Here is a 17,973-nt window from a genome sequence, read left to right as displayed (position 1 = left end):
CAACGAATGTTCTCCGCGTTCTGCGCGTTTTGCTCGCGGGTTTGGGCAATGCCGGCGTCGGCACGTACGGTCAGCGCATGGCGAGGGCGAAGATGCCGTTCTTACGCCAGGTGCTGGTCCTGCAGATCGGCCTGCTGGCCCTGGTACTGGTGGTCGGCGCGGTGATGGCGGTCTGGACGGAGTCGAGCGAGCTCAGCGACCAGTTCGAGCAACGCGCCCTGGACATGGCCAGGGTGGTGGCGTCGAACGTCGCCCTCGGTGACGCGGTGGCCGCCGACGACCAGCGACTGGTCCAGGCCACGGCGGAGAGCGCCCGGCTCGCCACCGGCGCCCTGTTCGTGGTGGTGACGGACGAGAAGGGCATCCGCCTGGCGCACCCGAACCCGGACCAGATCGGCCAGCCGGTGAGTACGGACCCGAGCGCGGCGCTGGCCGGCAAGGAGGTCACCAACATCGAACGCGGGACGCTCGGCCTGTCCGCCCGGGGGAAGGTGCCGCTGCGCGACCACTCGGGCACGATCGTCGGCGAGGTGAGCCTCGGGATCAGCGCCACCGAGATCGACGCGGCGCGACAGAGCCAACTCGGCACGGTCGGGCTGTTCAGCGGCGGGGCGCTGCTGCTGGGCGTGGGTGGCGCGCTGCTGTTGATCCGATTATTGAAGCGGCGGACGCTGGGGTTGGAGCCGCACGAGCTGGCCGAGTTGATGCAGGAGCATCAGGCCGTGCTGCACGGCATCGGGGAGGGGGTGTTGGCGGTGGACGCGTCGGGCCGGATCTCGGTGTGCAACACGGAGAGCAGGCGGCTGTTGCGGTTGGACGCGCCACCTGGGACGCATGTGTCCGAACTGGACCTGCCGCCCCGGCTGCGGGCCACGCTCGAAGCCGGTGAGCGGGTGGACAACCTGGTGACCGTGGCCGGCGACCGGGTACTGGTGGCGAACTACCGTGAGGTCCGGAAAGGCGACTTCGACCTCGGTGGGGTGTTGACCCTGCGGGACCGTACCGACCTGGAAACCCTGACGCGGGAACTCGACTCGACCCGTGAGCTGACAGACGCGTTGCGGGCGCAACGGCACGAGTTCGCCAACCGGATGCACACGTTGTCCGGGCTCGTGCGGACCCAGCACTACGCCGAAGCCGCCGAGTACCTGCGGGCAATGTCCGCGGGGGCGATCACCCTGATCGGGTCGGACATGATCGACGACCCGTACCTGCAGGCGTTCCTGGCCGCGAAGGCGGCGACCGCGGCCGGACTGGGCGTCCGGCTGAAGATCGGCGAGAACAGCTGGGTTCCGTCCAAAGTGGTCGCACCGGTCGAGGTGACGACCGTGGTCGGCAACCTGGTGGACAACGCGCTGCAGGCGGCCCGGCGCGGGCCCGGCCGGCCGGCCGTGGTGGAGGTCGACCTGGTGGCCGACGGCACCACGCTGCACGTGGCCGTGACCGACTCGGGTGCCGGGGTGCCCGCGGACCTGGCGGACTCCGTCTTCACCGACGGCGTGTCCACAAAGGACGAACCGGGGCATGGGCTCGGGCTCGCGTTGACCTTGCAGGCGGCGCGCAGCCTCGGCGGGGACGTCCGGCTGGCGAATCCCGGCGGGACCGGCGGCGGCGCGTTGTTCGTCGCGCAGTTGCCGCAAGCGCTCGAACCGACGCTGGAGGACGTGCGGTGACGATTCGGGTGCTGATCGTCGAGGACGACATTCGGGTGGCCATGGTGCACGCGGACTTCGTCCGGCGGGTCTCCGGGTTCACGGTCGTCGGGGTCGCGCACACGGCCGCGAACGCCCGCCAGAAGGTCGCCGAGTTGTCGCCGGACCTGGTGCTGCTGGACAACTACCTGCCGGGCGAGTCCGGGCTGCTGTTCCTGCGGGACACCACTGTGGATGTGATCATGCTGACCGCGGTGTCCGACGTGCCCACCGTGCGGGCCGCGTTCGCCGCGGGTGCGTTGAACTACCTGGTGAAGCCGTTCGACGCGGAGGACCTGGCCGAGCGGTTGAACGCGTACTCGCGTTACCACGCCCAACTGTCGTCGAGCGACCGGACGGCCACCCAGGCCGACATCGACCGGGCGGTTCGGCTGCTGCACGAACGGGACCGCCGCGAGACGCCCAAGGGACGGTCGGCGGCGACCGCCCGGGTCGTCGCCAACGGGCTACGGGACCACGGACGGCCGGCGTCGGCCGCGGAGATCGCCGCACTGCTGGGCATCGCCCGCGCCACCGCCCAGCGATACCTGACCGCGCTCGCGCAGGACGGCCAGGTCACCATGACTTTGCGTTATGGCACAACAGGTCGTCCTGAGCACGAGTACCAGTGGATCGAGCCGTAGTCTCGGGTCCCGCACGGCGAGCGCGTAGGACGTACGCGTCCAGCGCGAGTGGGCGGACATCGACGAGCTCGAACCCCGCTTCAGCCAGCAAAGCACGGTAGTGAGCCTGGGTGCGTTCCTTGCCGCCGGTGTTGCACATCATGTGCACGTCCCAGGGAACAGCCAGGGAATCGGGATCCGGCGACTCCGGGAGCAGACGTTCGATCACGAGCAACTCCGCGTGCTGAGGCATGTTCGCCGCACACGTGGACAGGATCGTGCGGCACTGCGCGTCGTCCCAGTCGTGCAGCACGCGGGACAGCAGGTAGACGTCGCCGGTGCCGGGAACCGACTCGGTGAAGTCACCGGACACCAGGGTGCACCGGTCAGTCACGGGCGCGAGGGTCGACTCGGCCACGGCCAGGGCGTGCGGACGGTCCATCAGGACACCTCGCAGGCCCGGGTTGGCGGCCAGGATCCGGTACAGGAGTTCACCGTTCCCGCCCGCCACGTCGACGACCGTGCGTGCGGTGGAGAAATCGACGACCTGGGTGACACTGGTGAACATGGCGTTGCTCGCGGCCATGGACTGGTGGAACACCTCGGCGAGGCCAGGATCGGCGGCCATGTGGACGAAGTGGTGGGCGCCGAAGACCTTCGCGTACGACTCCTCGCCGGTGCGGACCGCCTCGGTCAACCCGGCGAACGACTGGTAGAACGGGCCGCCGTACATCAACGCGAGCGGTCGCATCGAGCCGTCGACGTCCGATCGCAGCAGCGATCCCAGTTCCGTCAGGGTGTGCCGGTCCCCCGCGGTGCGGACGATGCCGAGCACGGTGAGGTAACGCAGCAGCCTGGCCAGGCTGTCCGGGTCGGCGCCGGTGGCCGCGGCCAGGCCGGCCAGGTCGGCAACCGTGCCGAGGTGGTCGGGCAGGCGCAGTTGGGCGGCGGCCGTGATGGCCTGGGTGGCCCACGCCCCGGTCATCAGCCGCAGCAGTTCGGTCCCCGGCCCGGACTGGCGTTGGTGGGTGGTGAGCAGATGCGGGAAAAGGCCCGCACTGATCAACTCCAGCCGGCGGAACGCCGGGTCGGGGTGGTCGGGGTCCCGGAAGTACAGGACGGTGGAGTTCTCGTGGTGGTTGTAGCCACCACCGTCCGGGCGCATCAGGCCGGCGACCGACGCGCGCAACCCGCCCAACAGGACGGGATCCGCCCGCGGCACGGCCAACGCGACGTGGTTCTCCCGGTTGTGTGCGCGTTCGTCCTCGGCGATGTACGCCAACTCCGGCGTCGTGGCCAGGGCGAAGATCTCCACCTGGCACAGCCGACCGGTGCGGTCGGTGACCCGGGCGCGCAGGATGTCGACCTTCAGGTCCACGACGGGCACGGCATATCTGGTGCTGAGCCGGTCGCGGACGACCACGCTGGGCGTCGTGGTGACCACGTCGACGCCATGCCGGGCCAGGACCTCGGCCAGTCCGTCGAGGATGTCGGGGAAGATGAGCAGCGCGACGTGGACCAGGGTCACATGCCGGGCCATGGCCGCGCGGTTCTCTTCACTCAGCGACGGAATCGCCGCCGCGATGACCGAGTCGGTGTCATGGGCACGGACGAGTTCCCTGGCCGAGATGAGGCGAGCGAGGTCAGCATCGGCAACAACAGGCATACGGGTGATGGTCATGGTGGCTTTCGCTGGTCAGATGCCGACGTAGTGTTCGGCGAACAGGTGCTGGTGGGCGCGCGAGTCGCGCAGGCTACGCAACCGGGCACGGCGCAGTCCGAGCTGATAGCCCTGGTCCGGCCCGGCCGGACCGTGCAGCAGGTCGATCATCCAGTGGGAGAACTCCTGTGCCCGCCAGATGCGGGGCAGGCAGGTGCGCGAATACGCGGCCAGCGCGCTGTCGTCGCCGTGGTTGATCGCGGCGGCGAGGGCGCCCGCCAGCACCTCGGCCTGCATGATCGCCAGATTGGCGCCTTTGGCCGCGGACGGGCTGATCACGCTGGCGGCGTCGCCGACAAGGAACAGCCGGGCATGGTGGATGGGGTCGACCACTTCCGAGCGGAGACGCACGACGCGCCGTTCGGTGATCCGGCCGCGGCGGAGCGGTCCGAACACCTCGGTCCGCATGCGGGTGTTCAGTTCGGCCCAGATCCGTTCGTCGGTCCAGGCCACGGCGTCGTCACCGGGCGGAACCTGCAGGTAGTAGCGGGTCACTTCGGGGCCGCGGGCCATGTGGCCGGCGAATCCGTTGTCGTGGATCGCGTACGTGACCGCCGACATGCTCTGCGGCGCCTCGGCGAGGACAGCCAGCCAGGCGGTACCGTGGTCGCGGGCGTGGCGGCGAACCGAGCACGCCGGGATGGCAGTGCGGGTGACGCCGTTGCCGCCGTCGCAGCCGGCAAGGAACCGGGCCGTGGCCTGGCCGGCACCGTTCGCGTCGCGGTAGGCGACAGCGCCCGTGTGCGGGTCGACATCGGTGACGGTGACCCCGAACCGCAGGTCGCCGCCGCGGTCGAGATACTCGGCGACGAGGTCCGTCACGAGGTCCTGTTGTGGGTAGACGGTGTGCGGCTCGCCTGGGCCGAGCGTGCCGTAGTCGAGTTCGAACTCACCGTCCGCGTAACGGAACGCGCATGTCCCATGTGGACGTCCATTGTGGAGCATACCGGCGCCGAGGCCATGCTCGGTCAGGATCCGGGCGCTGTTCGGGCCGAGGAACCCGGCCCTGGCCCTGGCCTGGACGCGCGCCCGGTCGGCACGCTCCACGATCAGGGTGTCGACCCCCTCGGCGAGTAACAGGTTGCCCAGGACGAGCCCGGCCGGACCGGCGCCCACGATGAGCACGGCCGTGTCGTCGACCACGCTTGTCTCCCTCTCCAACGTACGACTTTTCCGAGACGCGCTGACGCGTGGGCGACACTGCACAGCATCGACCGCCGTCCGGACCGACAACACGCCGGACGCACGGAAATCGATCACTCCATCGTGTCTACGGCGTGCGGTCGCCGGCGTCGTACTTCGGCACGCGCACGGTGGCTTTGCCTACGGCACAACAGATCGGCCCCAGCACGAGTACCGGTGAACGAGCCGTAGGTCAGGCGTCACTGACCACCTTCACCCCGAACGATGATCGACAACATCCTCGGCGAGGAGTTTCCAGGCGGGTGTGGCTGCGGACTCCTGTCGGCGGGGCATGAGATGCTCTGCGCGTGACCACCTGGACCGATGTCATCAACTACGTCCGTACCCGGTATGAGGTCTTGGAAGAGGCCGACGGCTGGCTGCGGTTCCGGCTCGACGCGGACGGCGACCGGACCCAGCAGGTCTCGGTGCACCACGTGGTGGACGCCGCCGCGGGCGGCGCCTGGCTGGAGATCTCGTCCCCGGTCGGCTGGGCCGACAAGATCGAGCTGGGTCGTTTCCTCGAACTGGCGGGAACGTGCCTGGTCGGCGGCGCGGCCGTGGTGGACGGCGTGGCCCTGCTGAAGCACGCGGTGCCGTTGACGGACAAGAGCGTGATCACGGAGTTCACCAGGGCGTTGGAGATGGTGGTCGCCCAGGCCGACACGTTCGAGGGTGAGCTCACCGACGCCGACCACTTCTGATCCGTGACACGGTGACTACGGTGGGCGACGGGTACCGTTTGTAAGAGTTGTGTACGGGGACCTGCGAATGATTGCGGGCGTGCCCATGACGTCACGACACTCGGTTCATGGCTGTGATCGGGGACCGGGCCGCGGCGCGGCGGCTGTTCGAACGGTTCGGGTTCGGACCGCGTCCTGGCGAGCTGGACTCCGGCCGGACGGTGGACGCGTTCCTGTCCGCCGCCGACGACCCGGGCGCCCCACCGCCGCCCACGCTCGGCCCGGAACCCAAACCCGGCAAGGACAAGGCCGCCAAACAGCAGGAGGCCCAGCAGGTCCGCACGGACCAGCAGGCGATCACGCTGTGGTGGCTGGACCGGATGGTCGCCACGAACAGTCCGCTGGTGGAGCGGATGACCTGGTTCTGGCACGGGCATTTCGCCACCAGTGCGCAGAAGGTCAAGAGTGCCAGGATGATGCTGGCGCAGAACCAGACCCAGCGGCAGCACGCCCTGGGCGACTTCGGGGTGCTGGCCAACGCGATGGTCGTGGATCCGGCGATGCTGGTGTGGCTGGACGGCCAGAAGAACACCGCGAAGGCCGCGAACGAGAACCTCGGCCGTGAGCTGATGGAGCTGTTCACGCTCGGTGTCGGCAACTACACGGAGGACGATGTCCGGGCGGCGGCCCGCGCGCTCACCGGCTGGAAGATCGACCGGGACACCCTGGCCGTCACGCTCGTCCCCAAGCAACACGACAACAAGGACAAAACAGTCATCGGCCACACCGGCCCGCTGGACGCGCACTCCCTGGTCGACGTGCTGGTCACCAGTCCCGCGTCACCGAAGTTCGTCGCGCGGCGGCTGTGGCAGCGGCTAGTCAGCGGCACTCCCCCAGCCGACGACGTCCTCGCCCGGCTCACCGGCGCGTACGGCCCGAACCGTGACATCCGGGCGCTGCTGAGGGCGTTGGCCGCCGAGCCGGCCTTCCGCGACGACGGGAGCACGATCGTCAAACAACCGGTCGAATGGGCGGTCGGGGTGATGCGGGCGTTCAAGATCCGGCCGGCCACGCTGCCCGCCGACGAACAGACCAAACTGCTGGCCGGGCTGCGCGGAATGGGCCAAGTTCCGTTCCTGCCGCCGAGTGTCGGCGGCTGGCCGGCCGGCGGCGCGTGGCTGACCACCGCGGCCGGTCTGGCCCGGCTGCAGCTGGCCCGGCTGCTCACCCCGCACGCCGACCTGGCCGCGCTGTCCGGCGACCCGGTGACCGCGATCGGGACCCTGCTGGGGGTCGGCGCGTGGAGCGACCGGACCCGGGCGGCCCTGACCCCACTCGCCCACCAGCCGGCGCAGCTGGCGTCCGTCGCCGTGTGCGCGCCCGAGTACGTGATCAGCTAGGAGTCTCAAGTGGACGGTCTGAAGTCGGTGACCCGCCGTCGGTTCCTCACCTGGACCGGGGTGACCGCGGCCGGCGCGCTGGCCGTCGGCGCGACCCAGGTCAACTGGTCCGACCTGCTGGCCGCGGCCCAGCACGACCCGCTGCCACCCGGCGCGGGTGTGCTGGTCGTCGTCACGCTGTACGGCGGCAACGACGGCCTGAACACGGTGGTCCCCGCGGCGGACCGGGCCTACCAGGACGCCCGGCCGGACCTGGCGTACAAACCGGAGGAGGTGCTCGACCTCGGCGAGGGGCTCGGGCTGAACCCGGGCCTGAAGGGCATGCGGAAACTGTGGGACACCAAGAACCTCGCCATCGTGCGCGGGGTCGGCTACCCGCAACCGGACCACAGTCACTTCCGGTCGATGGCCATCTGGCAGACCGCGTCGCCGCAGTCGCCCGGCCGGACCGGCTGGCTGGGCCGGTGGCTCGACGTGACCGGCGACGACCCGCTGCGGGCCCTGTCGGTCGAGCCGGTGCTGCCGCCACTGTTGGCCGGGGAACGGGCCGCGGGCGCGTGCCTGCCGCCGTCCGGCCTGCAGATCCCCAAGGGCGCGCTCGGCCAGTCCTTCCTCGCGCTGGGCAAACCGCAGGCAGGCGAAGGCACGGACTACGCGCGCGCCGCGAAGTCCATCACCGACCTGTCCGAGGCGGCCAAGACGTTCGGTGACGCGCACGCCAAGCAACAGAAAGGCGCCAGCGCACTGGGCACCCAACTGGACCTGGTCGCCGGTCTGATCGAGACAGGCGTGCCGACCAGGGCGTACTCGGTGTCCCTCGGCGGCTTCGACACCCACGCCGACGAACGCGGCACCCAGCAACGCCTTTTGTCCTCATTGGACAGTGCGCTGACCGCGTTCGTCGAGCGGATGGGCAAGTCCGACCGCGGCAAGGACGTGGTCGTGCTGGTCTACTCCGAGTTCGGCCGGCGCGTCCAGGCCAACGCCAGCGACGGCACCGACCACGGCACCGCCGGCCCCGCGTTCGTCCTCGGCCCCCGGGTCAACGGCGGCTTCCACGGCCAGCAACCCAGCCTGACCGACCTGGACAAGGGCGACCTCAAGGAGACCACGGACTTCCGGGACATCTACGCCACCCTGATCGACCGCGTCCTCGGCACCGACCCAGGCCCGATCCTCGGCGACCACCCCGGCCGGCTGGACGCCCTGCTCCCCTGACCGGAAACCCAACGGATGGCGGCACTCATCCTGCCCGAAAGAGCCTAGCCTCCGATGGTTCTGCTCATCGGCACGCGAGGGAGTCCCCAATGAATGGGCAGGGACGGTTAGTAACGGTCATCGCGGCTTTGACCGTGATGACCACGACAATTCTGACATCGTCGACAGCGAACGCCACTTCGGACCGTCTCGTACCGCCATCGCCCGCGCGGTACGCGGCCACGCACCACCACGGCCTTTCGATCGTGGAAGAGGACCACGACGCCGGCGAGATCGCCGACCGCGCCGAGGAATTCGCCAACCAGCGAATCGCCCCCGGCACGTCGGTACCGGCCGCGGCGGTCAGCACCGCGCTGGCCGACGGCGCCAGACTGCCGGTGGCGGGCGGCCAGTGGCAGGAAGTGACCGGCCAGCCGTACCAGTCCGAGCCGGCGGGCTACACCGACCCCGTCGAGTCCAACGCCGGCGCCGGCTGGGGCCTGGTGGCCGGTCGAATCACCGCGCTCGCCCCGGACAGCCGGGTGATCTACGCCGGCACGGCCGACGGCGGTGTGTGGCGGACATTCGACAACGGCGGCCACTGGTGGCCGGCGTGGGGCGGGCTGGGCAGCCAGTCCGTCGGCGCGGTGCTCGTCGACCGGGCGCACCGCGTCTGGGTCGGCACCGGCGAGGCCAACACCAGCTCGGATTCCTACGCGGGCCAAGGGGTGTACGTCTCGGACACGTTCGGCACGTTCTACCGCAAGGTCGGCGGCGACGAGATCGACGGCTCGCAGATCTTCCGACTCACCCGAGCCGGCGACGGCACGATCTTCGCGGCCACCACGCACGGCCTGTGGCGGCACTCGCCGAGCACCTATGGTCCGTGGCAGCAGGTGTTCGCGCCCGACCCGAACCCCACCCGTTCGCCGTACCGCACGAACTTCACCACGGACGTCCAGGTCCGCGGTCAGACCGTGCTCACCACCATCGGCTGGCGTGGCGGGACCGCGCCGGATGACCTGTCGTACAACGGTTTGTACGTGTCGAACGCAGGCGGCGCGCCTGGGTCGTTCAGCCTGGTGCACCCGACCGGCGACCTGAACGCCGGCGACATCGGCCGCACCACGCTCTCCTGGACCGGCGACGGCAAGCAGCTCTGGGCCATCGTGCAGTCACCGACGCTGCAGGCCAGTGGCGGGGACACCGTGCTGCAGGGCGTCTTCGTCTCGGCCAACGGCGACCCGGCCGGGCCGTGGCGGAAGGTCGGGGACTCCGACTCACTGGACCACTCCGGGTCGGCGTTGCTGTACCAGGACGGCTTCCACGTCGGCGTCCAGGCCTGGTACAACCAGGCGATCACGGTCGATCCGGCGAACCCGAACCACGTGTACGTCTCGTTGGAGGAGGTCTTCGAGACCACCGACGGCGGCCGGACGTTCCAGGCCGCCGGCCCGTACTGGAACCTCCGGCTGCCCTGCAACCCGAACTGTCCCCAGACGACCCACCCGGACCAGCACGCGCTGGCGGTCGTGAACGGGCACGTCTGGATCGGCAGCGACGGCGGCGTCTGGCACCGCCCCTTGGGCCACCAGGGGTACGGCGACTGGACGAACACCAACGCCACCCTGCACAACCTGCAGTACTACGGCGCCGGAACCGGCAGTCTGCCCGGCGGCCGGACCGCCTACTGGGGCGGCCTGCAGGACAACGGCACGTCGGTGCTGCTCGGTCGGAACGCGTCCACCATGATCCAGCCGGCCGGCGGCGACGGCGGCCAGGTGCTCGTGGATCCGCGCAACGGCAACAACTCCGTCGGCGAATACGTGAACCTGGCGATGTACGTGACCACCGACGGCGGCCACACGTTCCGCACGATCAGCCCGGTCTGCGGCGGCAACCCGGACGACCCGGGCACGATGCCAGGGTGCGACCCGACCGCGCGGTTCATCGCCCCCTTCACCGCGGACGTGACCGACCCGAACCACTGGGTCGCCGGTGGCGAGTTCGTGTGGGACGACCACGCGGCGTGGACCACCCGCTGCCACTCGGACGGCTGTGACTGGAAGAACGTGCACGACCTGGGCAAGGGGTCCAACGGCGCACCGCGCCTGGCGACCGCGCTCACGGTGAACGGGTCGACCACGTACGCCGGGTGGGTGGCCGGTGGCGGCAACCCGGGTCCGGCGTTCGCCAGTGGCATCGACACGAACTACGGTGGGACGTGGCACACGGTGACCGCGCCGAACCTGCCGCAGCGGTTCCTCGCGTCGCTCCGTGTGGACCCGCACGACGCCGGCCATGTGTACGCTGTATACAGCGGTTACTCCCGGCACTGGATCCCCGGTGGCGGCGTGGGCCACGTGTTCGAGTCCCGCGACGGCGGCGCGCACTGGACCGACATCTCCGGCAACCTGCCCGACACGCCAGGGGATGACCTGGTGTTCACGCACGGCAAGCTCGTGCTGGCCACCGACACCGGGATGTTCGTGGCGGACGCGGACCACGCGGCCAGGTGGTCCCGGTTGGGCGTCGGCCTGCCGGGCAGCGTCGTCAACGGCCTTGCCCTGTCCCCCAACGGAAACGCGGTCGTCGCGGCCACCCACGGCCGTGGCCTCTGGCAACTGTCCGTGCGGTGACACCGCGCTGCCTGGCGGCATCGGCCGCCAGGCAGCGTTCCACCCAGTGGATCACCCCTCCCCGCCAGGCCGTCTCTTGCCAGAATGGGGGTGCCGCCCGTGGATGTGGAGGGATCGCTGTGCCGCTGCCGTCGGAACCGCTGCGCAAGCTGGGCTTCCTCACCATCGGGCTGTTCGACGCGGACGATCCGCGGCGCGGCCACGAGTCGACGCTGAACGTCATCCAGCTCGGTGAGGAACTCGGCTTCGACAGTGCGTGGGTGCGGCACCGGCACCTGCAGTACGGCATCTCGTCGCCGGTCGCCGTGCTGGCCGCGGCCAGCCAGCGCACCAGCCGGATCCACCTGGGCACCGCGGTCATCCCGCTGGGCTGGGAGAACCCGCTGCGGCTGGCCGAGGACCTGGCCACGGTCGACGTACTCTCGGGCGGGCGGCTCAACCCGGGCATCAGTGTCGGCCCGCCCATCCACTACGACCAGGTCAAACACGCCCTGTACCCGGACACCGCCGACGTCGAGGACTTCAGCTACGCCCGAGTGGAACGGCTGCTGAGCCACATCCGCGGCGAACCGGTCACCACGTACAGCGGCACCGAGGGCTTCGAGGTGTTCTCCGACCGCGTCCAGCCGCACGCCCGAGGGCTGGGCCAACGCGTCTGGTACGGCGGTGGCAGCGTCCGGTCGGCGAAATGGGCCGGCGAACACGGGATGAACTTCCTGAGCAGCAACGTGGTGCAGGCCGAGGACACGCTGGACTTCGCCGAAATCCAGCGCGTCCAGATCCAGACGTTCCGCGCACACCACCCCGACGGCGACAAGGCCCGCGTCTCCCAAGGACTCGTGGTCATCCCGACCGACACGGCCACCGCGGAGCAGCGCGCGAAGTACGAGGAGTTCGTGCTCAGACGCACGCCACGCACCTCCGAGACGCACGGGCCGCGCCGGCTGCTGTTCGCCCGTGACCTCGTCGGCACGTCCGACCAGATCGCCGAACAGCTGTACGCCCACGCCGGCTTCCAACTGGTCGACGAGGTCGCGTTCGCCCTGCCGTTCACCTTCGACCACGAGGACTACGTGCAGATCCTCACCGACATCGCGACCAAGCTCGGCCCGGCCCTCGGCTGGCGCGCTACTTCAGACCACCCATGATGTCCGTCTCGGTGATCCCCGGGCCCTGACCCTCGCGGATGAACCACTCGGTGCCGAACGCCACCTGGAACACGTCGTCCGGCATGGCCAGGAAGAACGACTCCTCGTCGATCTGGCTGGCGTGCGCCCGCATCGCCTTGCGCTTGTGGTCCGCGAACGCCGACACGTCCACGGCCGCCGTGAGCATCGCCTCCGGCTTACCGAAGTGTGGGTCCTCGGTGATCTCCGGCGGGGCGTCGCCGGCCATCACCAGGTCACGGTTCACCGCGTGCTGGTAGACCCGCTGGGTGCCCGCGATCTCGCCGGCGCGCTTGCCCACGTGGTGCACTTTGATGTGGTCCGGGTGGCCGTACGTGCCGTAGTCGTCATAGATGGTGAGGACGTCCGCGTCCTCGTCGGTCAGGATCGCCGCCAGCCGCTGGGCGGCTTCCTCCACGTCCGCGGTCCAGAACGATCCGGGCAGGTCGTTGGTTGGGTCACCCATCATGCCGGAGTCGACGTACCCCAGGAACTCGACCCGGGACGCGCCCAGGATCTCGGCCGCCGCGTTGGTTTCCTTCACTCTGCGCTCCCACAGCTCTTCGCCTTCGTCGAGCGTGCCGTGCAGCTCGCCGTGTTCGCCGCGGGTGGCCACGACGAGCACGACCCGGTGGCCGTCTTCGTAGGCCTTGCGCATCACGCCGCCGCACGCGATGCACTCGTCGTCGGGGTGGGCGTGGAACGTCACCAAGGTAGCCATGGGTCCGGACCCTACCGGGACGGTACGACACAATGGACGCCGTGCGTGTGTTGCTGAACGTGATCTGGCTGGTACTCAGCGGATTCTGGATGGCCGTCGGCTATCTGCTCGCCGGCTTCCTCTGCTGTCTGCTGATCATCACCATCCCGTTCGGGCTGGCGTCGTTCCGGATCGCCAACTACGCGTTCTGGCCGTTCGGCCGGACCATCGTGCCGCGCGCGGACGCCGGCCTGGCGTCGCTGATCGGCAACATCCTGTGGATCGTCGTGGCCGGGTGGTGGCTGGCGGTCATGCACGTGGTCACCGGTATCCTGCTGTGCCTGACGGTCATCGGGATCCCGTTGGGGGTGGCCAACTTCAAGATGGTCCCGGTCTCGCTGGTGCCGCTGGGCTCCCGGATCGTGTACACCGACTGAGTCACTGAAACGCGGCGAGCGCGGCGGCCGCGGCCTGGGCGATCAGCTTGTCGTCGGTCTTCGCGTCCTTCGCCTTCTTGTCGGACAGGATCGCGAGCAGGATAGGCGCCCGTTGCGGCGGCCAGACCAGGGCGATGTCGTTGCGGGTCCCGTAGCCGCCGGTGCCGGTCTTGTCACCGACCTGCCAGCCCGCGGGCACACCCGCCCGGATCACCGTGCCACCGGTCTGGTTGGCCCGCATGAGATCGACGAGGATGGTTCGTTTGTCCTCGGGCAACGCGTTTCCGAGGGTGAACGCGCGCATGGTGGCTGTCATCGCGCGTGGCGTGCTGGTGTCGCGGATGTCGCCGGGCGCTGTGTCGTTGAGCGCGGGTTCGATCCGGTCGACGTGGGTCGTGGTGTCGCCGGTCGCCCGTACCGCTGCGGCCAGGCCGTTGGGTCCGCCGAGTTCACGGAACAGCAGGTTGTCCGCGGTGTTGTCGCTGTAACGGATGGCGGCGTCCATCGCGGCGCGCAGCGTCATCCCGGTGGCGACCTGTTTTTCCGAGACGGGCGAGTTGGCGACGAGGTCGTTCTGGCTGTACTTGACCGTGCGCTCAAGGTCGCCGATGGGGATGCGTTGCAGCACGGCTCCGGCGGTGAACACCTTGTGGGTGGAGGCGTAGGCGAACCGCTCGTCGGCACGGAACGCGACCTCACGTCCGTTCGCCGTGTCTACAGCATACACACCGAGTCGGGCGTCGAAGTCCCGTTCGAGCCGGCCGAAGTCCGGCTGCTTCGGGGGCGTCGACACGACTGGGGTGGATGCCGGTGGCTGGGCAGGCGTGGCCGTACTGCAGCTGACGAGCGACAGGACGGTCAGAGCGGCGAGCACGGCTCGACGGGACACGGGATTCCTTTCGGCGCTGATCATCATCCGCAGTCTCGTCGAGTCGTTCCATGCTGTCCAAGACGGAAATGAACAATTCCATGCTGAATCGGCATAAGATGTGGTCGTGGACCTGATCAGCGGCAGCAGGGCGTTCGTGAGCGTCAGCGAGACCGGGAGTTTCACCGCGGGCGCCGCGCTCGCCCGTATCCCCCAACCCGTCGCCAGCCGCCGCATCGCCGCGCTGGAACGGCACCTCGGCGAGCGGCTGTTCGACCGCTCGACCCGCCGGGCGCAGCTCACCCCGTTCGGGCGCGACATGCTGCCGTCGGCCAAGCGCCTCGTCCACCTCGCCGACGCCATGGAACACGACGCGAAGCGCGCCAAGCTGCGGCCGCTGCGGCTCGCGGTGCCGGACACGTGCACCACTCGCGGCCTCGCCGAACTCGACGCCGAGGCGCGGGCGCTCGACGTGTTCCTGGAGTTCCGGGCCGCCGGGCCAGGTGAACGAGCCGAACTCGTGCGCACCCGCGAAGTCCGGGCCGCGATCACCGCGGTCCCCGCGTCCGAGGGTGTTTGGACCGTCCCGCTCGGCCTGGCGGGCGGGATCACGCCGCCGTCGGACGTGATCCACCTGGAGACCCTGCGGGCCGGCCGGTCGAGCCGCCCGCCGCGCCGGGTCTGGATCCAGCCCGAGGACGACGTCCCGCACATCCGCGACCAGGTGATCCAGCTCCGCGACTCGGTGGGGCTGCGGCCCGCGCAGGTCACCGTGGCCGACTCGTTGACCGCCGCGGCCGCCAGCGTGTACGGGTCGGCGGACCTGTTGCTGTGCTCGGCGGAGCAGGCCCGGGAGCTCGGCCTGGAATGGCGGTCGGTCGGGGGGATCCGGCTCGCGCGCGGCTTCGACGTCGCGGCCGGGCTGGGCGACGACGCCCAACGTCTCCGCACGCGCCTGTGTACGGCGATCGGCCGCTGCCTGGGCGTCCGGTGAACGGGCTGCTCGCCCGACTGCGGGACGACCTGGACAACGGCGGCCTGCGCGGCTCGTTTCTGGTCCGCGACCTGCGCACCGGGACGGAAGTCGGGATCGACCCCGACCTGGAGTTCCCGAGCGCGTCGCTGGTCAAGGTCCCGTTGACGGCCGCGACCTTGGAGCGGATCCGACGCGGCGAGTTGGACGGGTCCACACAGATCGAGGTACGGCCTGGGAGGATCGACACACCGGGGCCGACTGGGCTGGCCCGGTTCCGGCATCCCGCGCGCGTGGCCGTCGACGACCTGCTGTACCTCGCCGTGGCGATCAGTGACGAGGTCGCGGCCGACACCCTGTTCGAGCTCACCCCGCCCGCCCAGGTCACCAGGATGACGCGCGACTGGGGCCTGTCCGGGATCACCGCCCGGCACCCAGTCGGTGAACTCAGCGACACCCCGGCCGAACACATCGACGTCCGCCTCGCCCACACCCTGGCCATCAACGCCGCCACGGCCGGCCAAGGCCATCCGGTGCGGCAACTCGACATCAGCCAGTTCAGGCTCGGCGCGCGCGTTCGTCGACCTGCTCCAGGCGCTCTGGACGCCGTCCACAATAGACGAATCAGTGTCCGCCCGGGTGCGCGAACTGATGGGCCTCAACCTGATCCGGTGGCGACTTGGCCCCGAGTTCAGCTCCGACGCCACCAGGTGGTCGTCCAAGACCGGGACGCTGCTCAACCTCCGGCACGAGGTCGGCGTGGTCGAACACGCCGACGGCCAGCGGTTCGCGGTCGCCGCGCTCACCGAGTCCCGCGTGCCGGCCGCCGTCCAGCCCGAGGCCGAGATCCTGATGGGCCGGGTCGCCCGGACACTGCGTGACCACCTGCGCGGTCAAGCCTAGTCCGCCTGGTCGAAGTCGCCGTCGGCGGAGAACACGAACACGCGCACCGCGTACCCGGTGTTCGGGTGCACCTGCGACAGGTACGCCGACACCGGGCTGCCGACAATCTGCTCGATGGCGTCCAGGAAGTCCTGTTTGGTCGCCTCGTGCAGGGCGTCGTGGTGCCGGATCACGGCGTCCAAGTGACCCCGTTCGCTCAGCACCGCGTCGGCCACGGTGAGACTGTCCACCGACAGCACCACGAGGCTGATCGGATCGTCGTCGCTGACCGAGACCTTGACGTTCCGCGGGCCGCGACCGTAGAACGCCCGCTCAAGACTTGTGATCTTTTCGGCGACGGCGTTGCGCTGTGCCCTGGTTATCCGCACCTGGCCACCATATATTGGGGGTTCGGGCTGTGCCGTGGTTTGCGCGCCGAACACGGCGGGTGTGGCGGCGGCACGGACTCGAGCGAGATACAACCCACGCTGGCCTGGAGCGACGGAGTCCCGGCGGACCAGGACACCGCGGGTTCTAAGCGGAAGGGCTTGTCTCGTGGATGAACATTCAGTGCTGCCCGTGCGGCACCTCAGACGCCTTGTCGACGACATCGCGAAATCCCCCGAAATCTGGCTGTCCGCGGTCCGGTTCGACCTGGACCACCGCTACTGCCTGCGGTTACGCCGAGATGATCAGCACGAGGTGTGGCTGATCTGCTGGGACATCGGCCAAGACACCCTCCTGCACGACCACGGCGGCAGCGTCGGCGCCTTCGCCATCGCCCGCGGCGCCCTCATGGAGGACTTCGGCACGATCAACTCGGCCACGCTGCGCACCCGCCGACATCCAACCGGCACAGCTGTCGGTTTCGGCGCCGACTACCTGCACAACCTGGTGAACGTGGGAATGGACCCGACAATCTCGATCCACGCCTACTCACCACCCCTGCGGGTGATGAACTTCTACTGCTGGCTGCCCACCGGAACGCATCACCTACGCGCGATCGAATGCGACACCCCGGAACCCGACACGACGCTGCTTGAAGCCCAAGCGGCGACCTTGCACCAGCCGTGAACGAGGTATCACGACTGCTCGAGCAGGCCAGAGCCCAAATCGCCCGCTACAGCCCCGCCCAGGCAGCCAACGCCCTACGCCACGGCGCCACCCTCATCGACCTGCGGCCCACCGAGTACCGCTGGCGGTTCGGCGAGATCCCAGGCGCCGTCCCAGTCTCCCGACACGTGCTGGAATGGCGCCTGGACGTAACAAGCCCCTGGCACATCAAGGAGCTACAACCCGACAACCAAGACCAGGAAATCATCCTGATCTGCCACGAAGGCTACACATCCAGCCTAGCGGCCCACCAAATGACACTCCAGTTAGGACTCACCCAAGTCCGAGACGTAGTCGGCGGCTTCATCGCCTGGCGAGAAGCCGGCTACCCAATCCTGTCCCGACTGGACGGAACCTAACCCGAGCGCGCCAAGCACAAACCGAGCACAAACCGAGCGCGAGCGGAGTGCAAACCGAGCGCGGGCTGAGTGCAGGTGGAGTGTAAGCCGAGCGCGGGTGCGGGTGCGGGTGCGGGTGCGGGTGGAGCGTGGGCCGGGTGCGGGTGGAGTGCCGGCCCGGGCCGGCCCGACGGAGTGCGCGCCCGGCGCGCTAGCCATGGATGTGGCTCCGGCGCGTTAGCGCCTGGGTGCGGCCTGGCGCGCAGGCGCATGGATGTGGCCTGGCGCGCCAGCGCATCGCTTGGGTGTGGCGCGCCTAGCGCATGGGTGTGGCCTGGCGCGCTAGCGCATGGGTGTGGCT

Annotated in this window: 16 protein-coding genes and 1 pseudogene; 12 read left to right on the top strand and 5 right to left on the bottom strand. The window is 69.6% G+C overall.

Annotated features, from left to right (window positions below; translation table 11 throughout):
* Positions 1-77: 77 nt before the first annotated feature.
* Together EV192_RS14450 and EV192_RS14445 are read left to right on the top strand one after the other, a co-directional pair.
* Positions 78-1,673, top strand: a complete 1,596-nt coding sequence (locus EV192_RS14450) for a sensor histidine kinase (RefSeq protein ID WP_243726843.1) — start codon at positions 78-80, stop codon at positions 1,671-1,673.
* Entirely contained in the window at positions 1,670-2,335 is a 666-nt protein-coding gene (locus EV192_RS14445) for a response regulator (RefSeq protein ID WP_279493333.1), read from the top strand. The genes EV192_RS14450 and EV192_RS14445 overlap by 4 nt, the downstream gene beginning before the upstream one ends.
* Here EV192_RS14445 and EV192_RS14440 read toward each other — a convergent pair.
* A complete protein-coding gene (locus tag EV192_RS14440) occupies positions 2,268-3,980 on the bottom strand; it encodes a methyltransferase (protein WP_132115425.1) in 1,713 nt (570 codons plus the stop codon). The genes EV192_RS14445 and EV192_RS14440 overlap by 68 nt on opposite strands.
* Positions 3,981-4,010: 30 nt before the next feature.
* Positions 4,011-5,177 carry a 4-hydroxybenzoate 3-monooxygenase gene (locus EV192_RS14435; protein WP_207926051.1) on the bottom strand — a complete coding sequence of 389 codons (1,167 nt, stop codon included), beginning with the start codon at positions 5,175-5,177 and terminating at the stop codon, positions 4,011-4,013.
* A gap of 347 nt (positions 5,178-5,524) precedes the next feature.
* On the opposite strand from EV192_RS14435, the gene EV192_RS14430 reads away from it, so the two are divergent.
* The 5 genes from EV192_RS14430 to EV192_RS14410 all read left to right on the top strand — a co-directional run bounded on the left by EV192_RS14430 (position 5,525) and on the right by EV192_RS14410 (position 12,283).
* Positions 5,525-5,920: a hypothetical protein gene (locus tag EV192_RS14430; protein WP_132115423.1), complete on the top strand. Its 396-nt coding sequence runs from the start codon at positions 5,525-5,527 to the stop codon at positions 5,918-5,920.
* Between the two features lie 107 nt (positions 5,921-6,027).
* Positions 6,028-7,299 carry a DUF1800 domain-containing protein gene (locus tag EV192_RS14425; RefSeq protein ID WP_132115421.1) on the top strand — a complete coding sequence of 424 codons (1,272 nt, stop codon included), beginning with the start codon at positions 6,028-6,030 and terminating at the stop codon, positions 7,297-7,299.
* A gap of 18 nt (positions 7,300-7,317) precedes the next feature.
* On the top strand, positions 7,318-8,517 hold the full coding sequence (locus tag EV192_RS14420; protein WP_165960449.1) for a DUF1501 domain-containing protein: 1,200 nt from the start codon (positions 7,318-7,320) through the stop codon (positions 8,515-8,517).
* A gap of 89 nt (positions 8,518-8,606) precedes the next feature.
* On the top strand, positions 8,607-11,135 hold the full coding sequence (locus EV192_RS14415) for a WD40/YVTN/BNR-like repeat-containing protein (protein ID WP_132115417.1): 2,529 nt from the start codon (positions 8,607-8,609) through the stop codon (positions 11,133-11,135).
* A gap of 119 nt (positions 11,136-11,254) precedes the next feature.
* The gene (locus tag EV192_RS14410) at positions 11,255-12,283 is read left to right on the top strand and encodes an LLM class flavin-dependent oxidoreductase (protein ID WP_132115415.1); all 1,029 of its coding nucleotides are present in this window, start codon (positions 11,255-11,257) and stop codon (positions 12,281-12,283) included.
* On the opposite strand, the gene EV192_RS14405 is transcribed toward EV192_RS14410, so the two are convergent.
* The gene (locus EV192_RS14405) at positions 12,264-13,022 is read right to left on the bottom strand and encodes a PIG-L family deacetylase (protein WP_132115413.1); all 759 of its coding nucleotides are present in this window, start codon (positions 13,020-13,022) and stop codon (positions 12,264-12,266) included. The genes EV192_RS14410 and EV192_RS14405 overlap by 20 nt on opposite strands.
* A 41-nt stretch (positions 13,023-13,063) precedes the next feature.
* Between EV192_RS14405 and EV192_RS14400 the strand changes: the two genes are divergently transcribed.
* Entirely contained in the window at positions 13,064-13,438 is a 375-nt protein-coding gene (locus EV192_RS14400) for a YccF domain-containing protein (RefSeq protein WP_132115411.1), read from the top strand.
* A gap of 1 nt (position 13,439) precedes the next feature.
* Here the strand turns inward: EV192_RS14400 and bla are convergent, their stop codons facing one another.
* Complete coding sequence (gene bla / locus EV192_RS14395; RefSeq protein ID WP_132115409.1) at positions 13,440-14,351, bottom strand: class A beta-lactamase; 912 nt, start codon at positions 14,349-14,351, stop codon at positions 13,440-13,442.
* Positions 14,352-14,427: 76 nt separating this feature from the next.
* On the opposite strand from bla, the gene EV192_RS54725 reads away from it, so the two are divergent.
* Both EV192_RS54725 and EV192_RS55735 read left to right on the top strand, forming a co-directional pair.
* The gene (locus tag EV192_RS54725) at positions 14,428-15,300 is read left to right on the top strand and encodes a LysR family transcriptional regulator (protein WP_132115407.1); all 873 of its coding nucleotides are present in this window, start codon (positions 14,428-14,430) and stop codon (positions 15,298-15,300) included.
* A 5-nt stretch (positions 15,301-15,305) separates the two neighbouring features.
* A pseudogene (locus tag EV192_RS55735) lies at positions 15,306-16,182 on the top strand (serine hydrolase).
* Here EV192_RS55735 and EV192_RS53800 read toward each other — a convergent pair.
* Entirely contained in the window at positions 16,179-16,550 is a 372-nt protein-coding gene (locus EV192_RS53800; protein WP_165960389.1) for a Na-translocating system protein MpsC family protein, read from the bottom strand. The pseudogene EV192_RS55735 and the gene EV192_RS53800 sit on opposite strands and share 4 nt — an antisense overlap.
* A 166-nt stretch (positions 16,551-16,716) precedes the next feature.
* On the opposite strand from EV192_RS53800, the gene EV192_RS14375 reads away from it, so the two are divergent.
* Together EV192_RS14375 and EV192_RS14370 are read left to right on the top strand one after the other, a co-directional pair.
* Complete coding sequence (locus tag EV192_RS14375) at positions 16,717-17,235, top strand: cysteine dioxygenase (RefSeq protein ID WP_165960388.1); 519 nt, start codon at positions 16,717-16,719, stop codon at positions 17,233-17,235.
* Positions 17,232-17,633 (top strand): rhodanese-like domain-containing protein, encoded by a 402-nt coding sequence (locus EV192_RS14370; RefSeq protein ID WP_132115403.1) that lies wholly within the window; start codon positions 17,232-17,234, stop codon positions 17,631-17,633. Before EV192_RS14375 ends, EV192_RS14370 begins: the two co-directional genes overlap by 4 nt.
* Positions 17,634-17,973 lie beyond the last annotated feature (340 nt).

Source organism: Actinocrispum wychmicini, assembly GCF_004345645.1.
Lineage (GTDB): Bacteria > Actinomycetota > Actinomycetes > Mycobacteriales > Pseudonocardiaceae > Kibdelosporangium > Kibdelosporangium wychmicini.
This window is presented reverse-complemented; position numbering and strand designations above follow the sequence as displayed.

What these genes read in the sequence shown, in the direction of transcription:
- EV192_RS14450 (WP_243726843.1), top strand. Translation starts at nt 78, where the DNA reads ATGGCGAGGGCGAAGATGCCGTTCTTACGCCAGGTGCTGGTCCTGCAG.
- EV192_RS14440 (WP_132115425.1), bottom strand. Translation starts at nt 3,980, where the DNA reads ATGCCTGTTGTTGCCGATGCTGACCTCGCTCGCCTCATCTCGGCCAGG.
- EV192_RS14425 (WP_132115421.1), top strand. Translation starts at nt 6,028, where the DNA reads ATGGCTGTGATCGGGGACCGGGCCGCGGCGCGGCGGCTGTTCGAACGG.
- EV192_RS14415 (WP_132115417.1), top strand. Translation starts at nt 8,607, where the DNA reads ATGAATGGGCAGGGACGGTTAGTAACGGTCATCGCGGCTTTGACCGTG.
- EV192_RS14405 (WP_132115413.1), bottom strand. Translation starts at nt 13,022, where the DNA reads ATGGCTACCTTGGTGACGTTCCACGCCCACCCCGACGACGAGTGCATC.
- bla (WP_132115409.1), bottom strand. Translation starts at nt 14,351, where the DNA reads ATGATCAGCGCCGAAAGGAATCCCGTGTCCCGTCGAGCCGTGCTCGCC.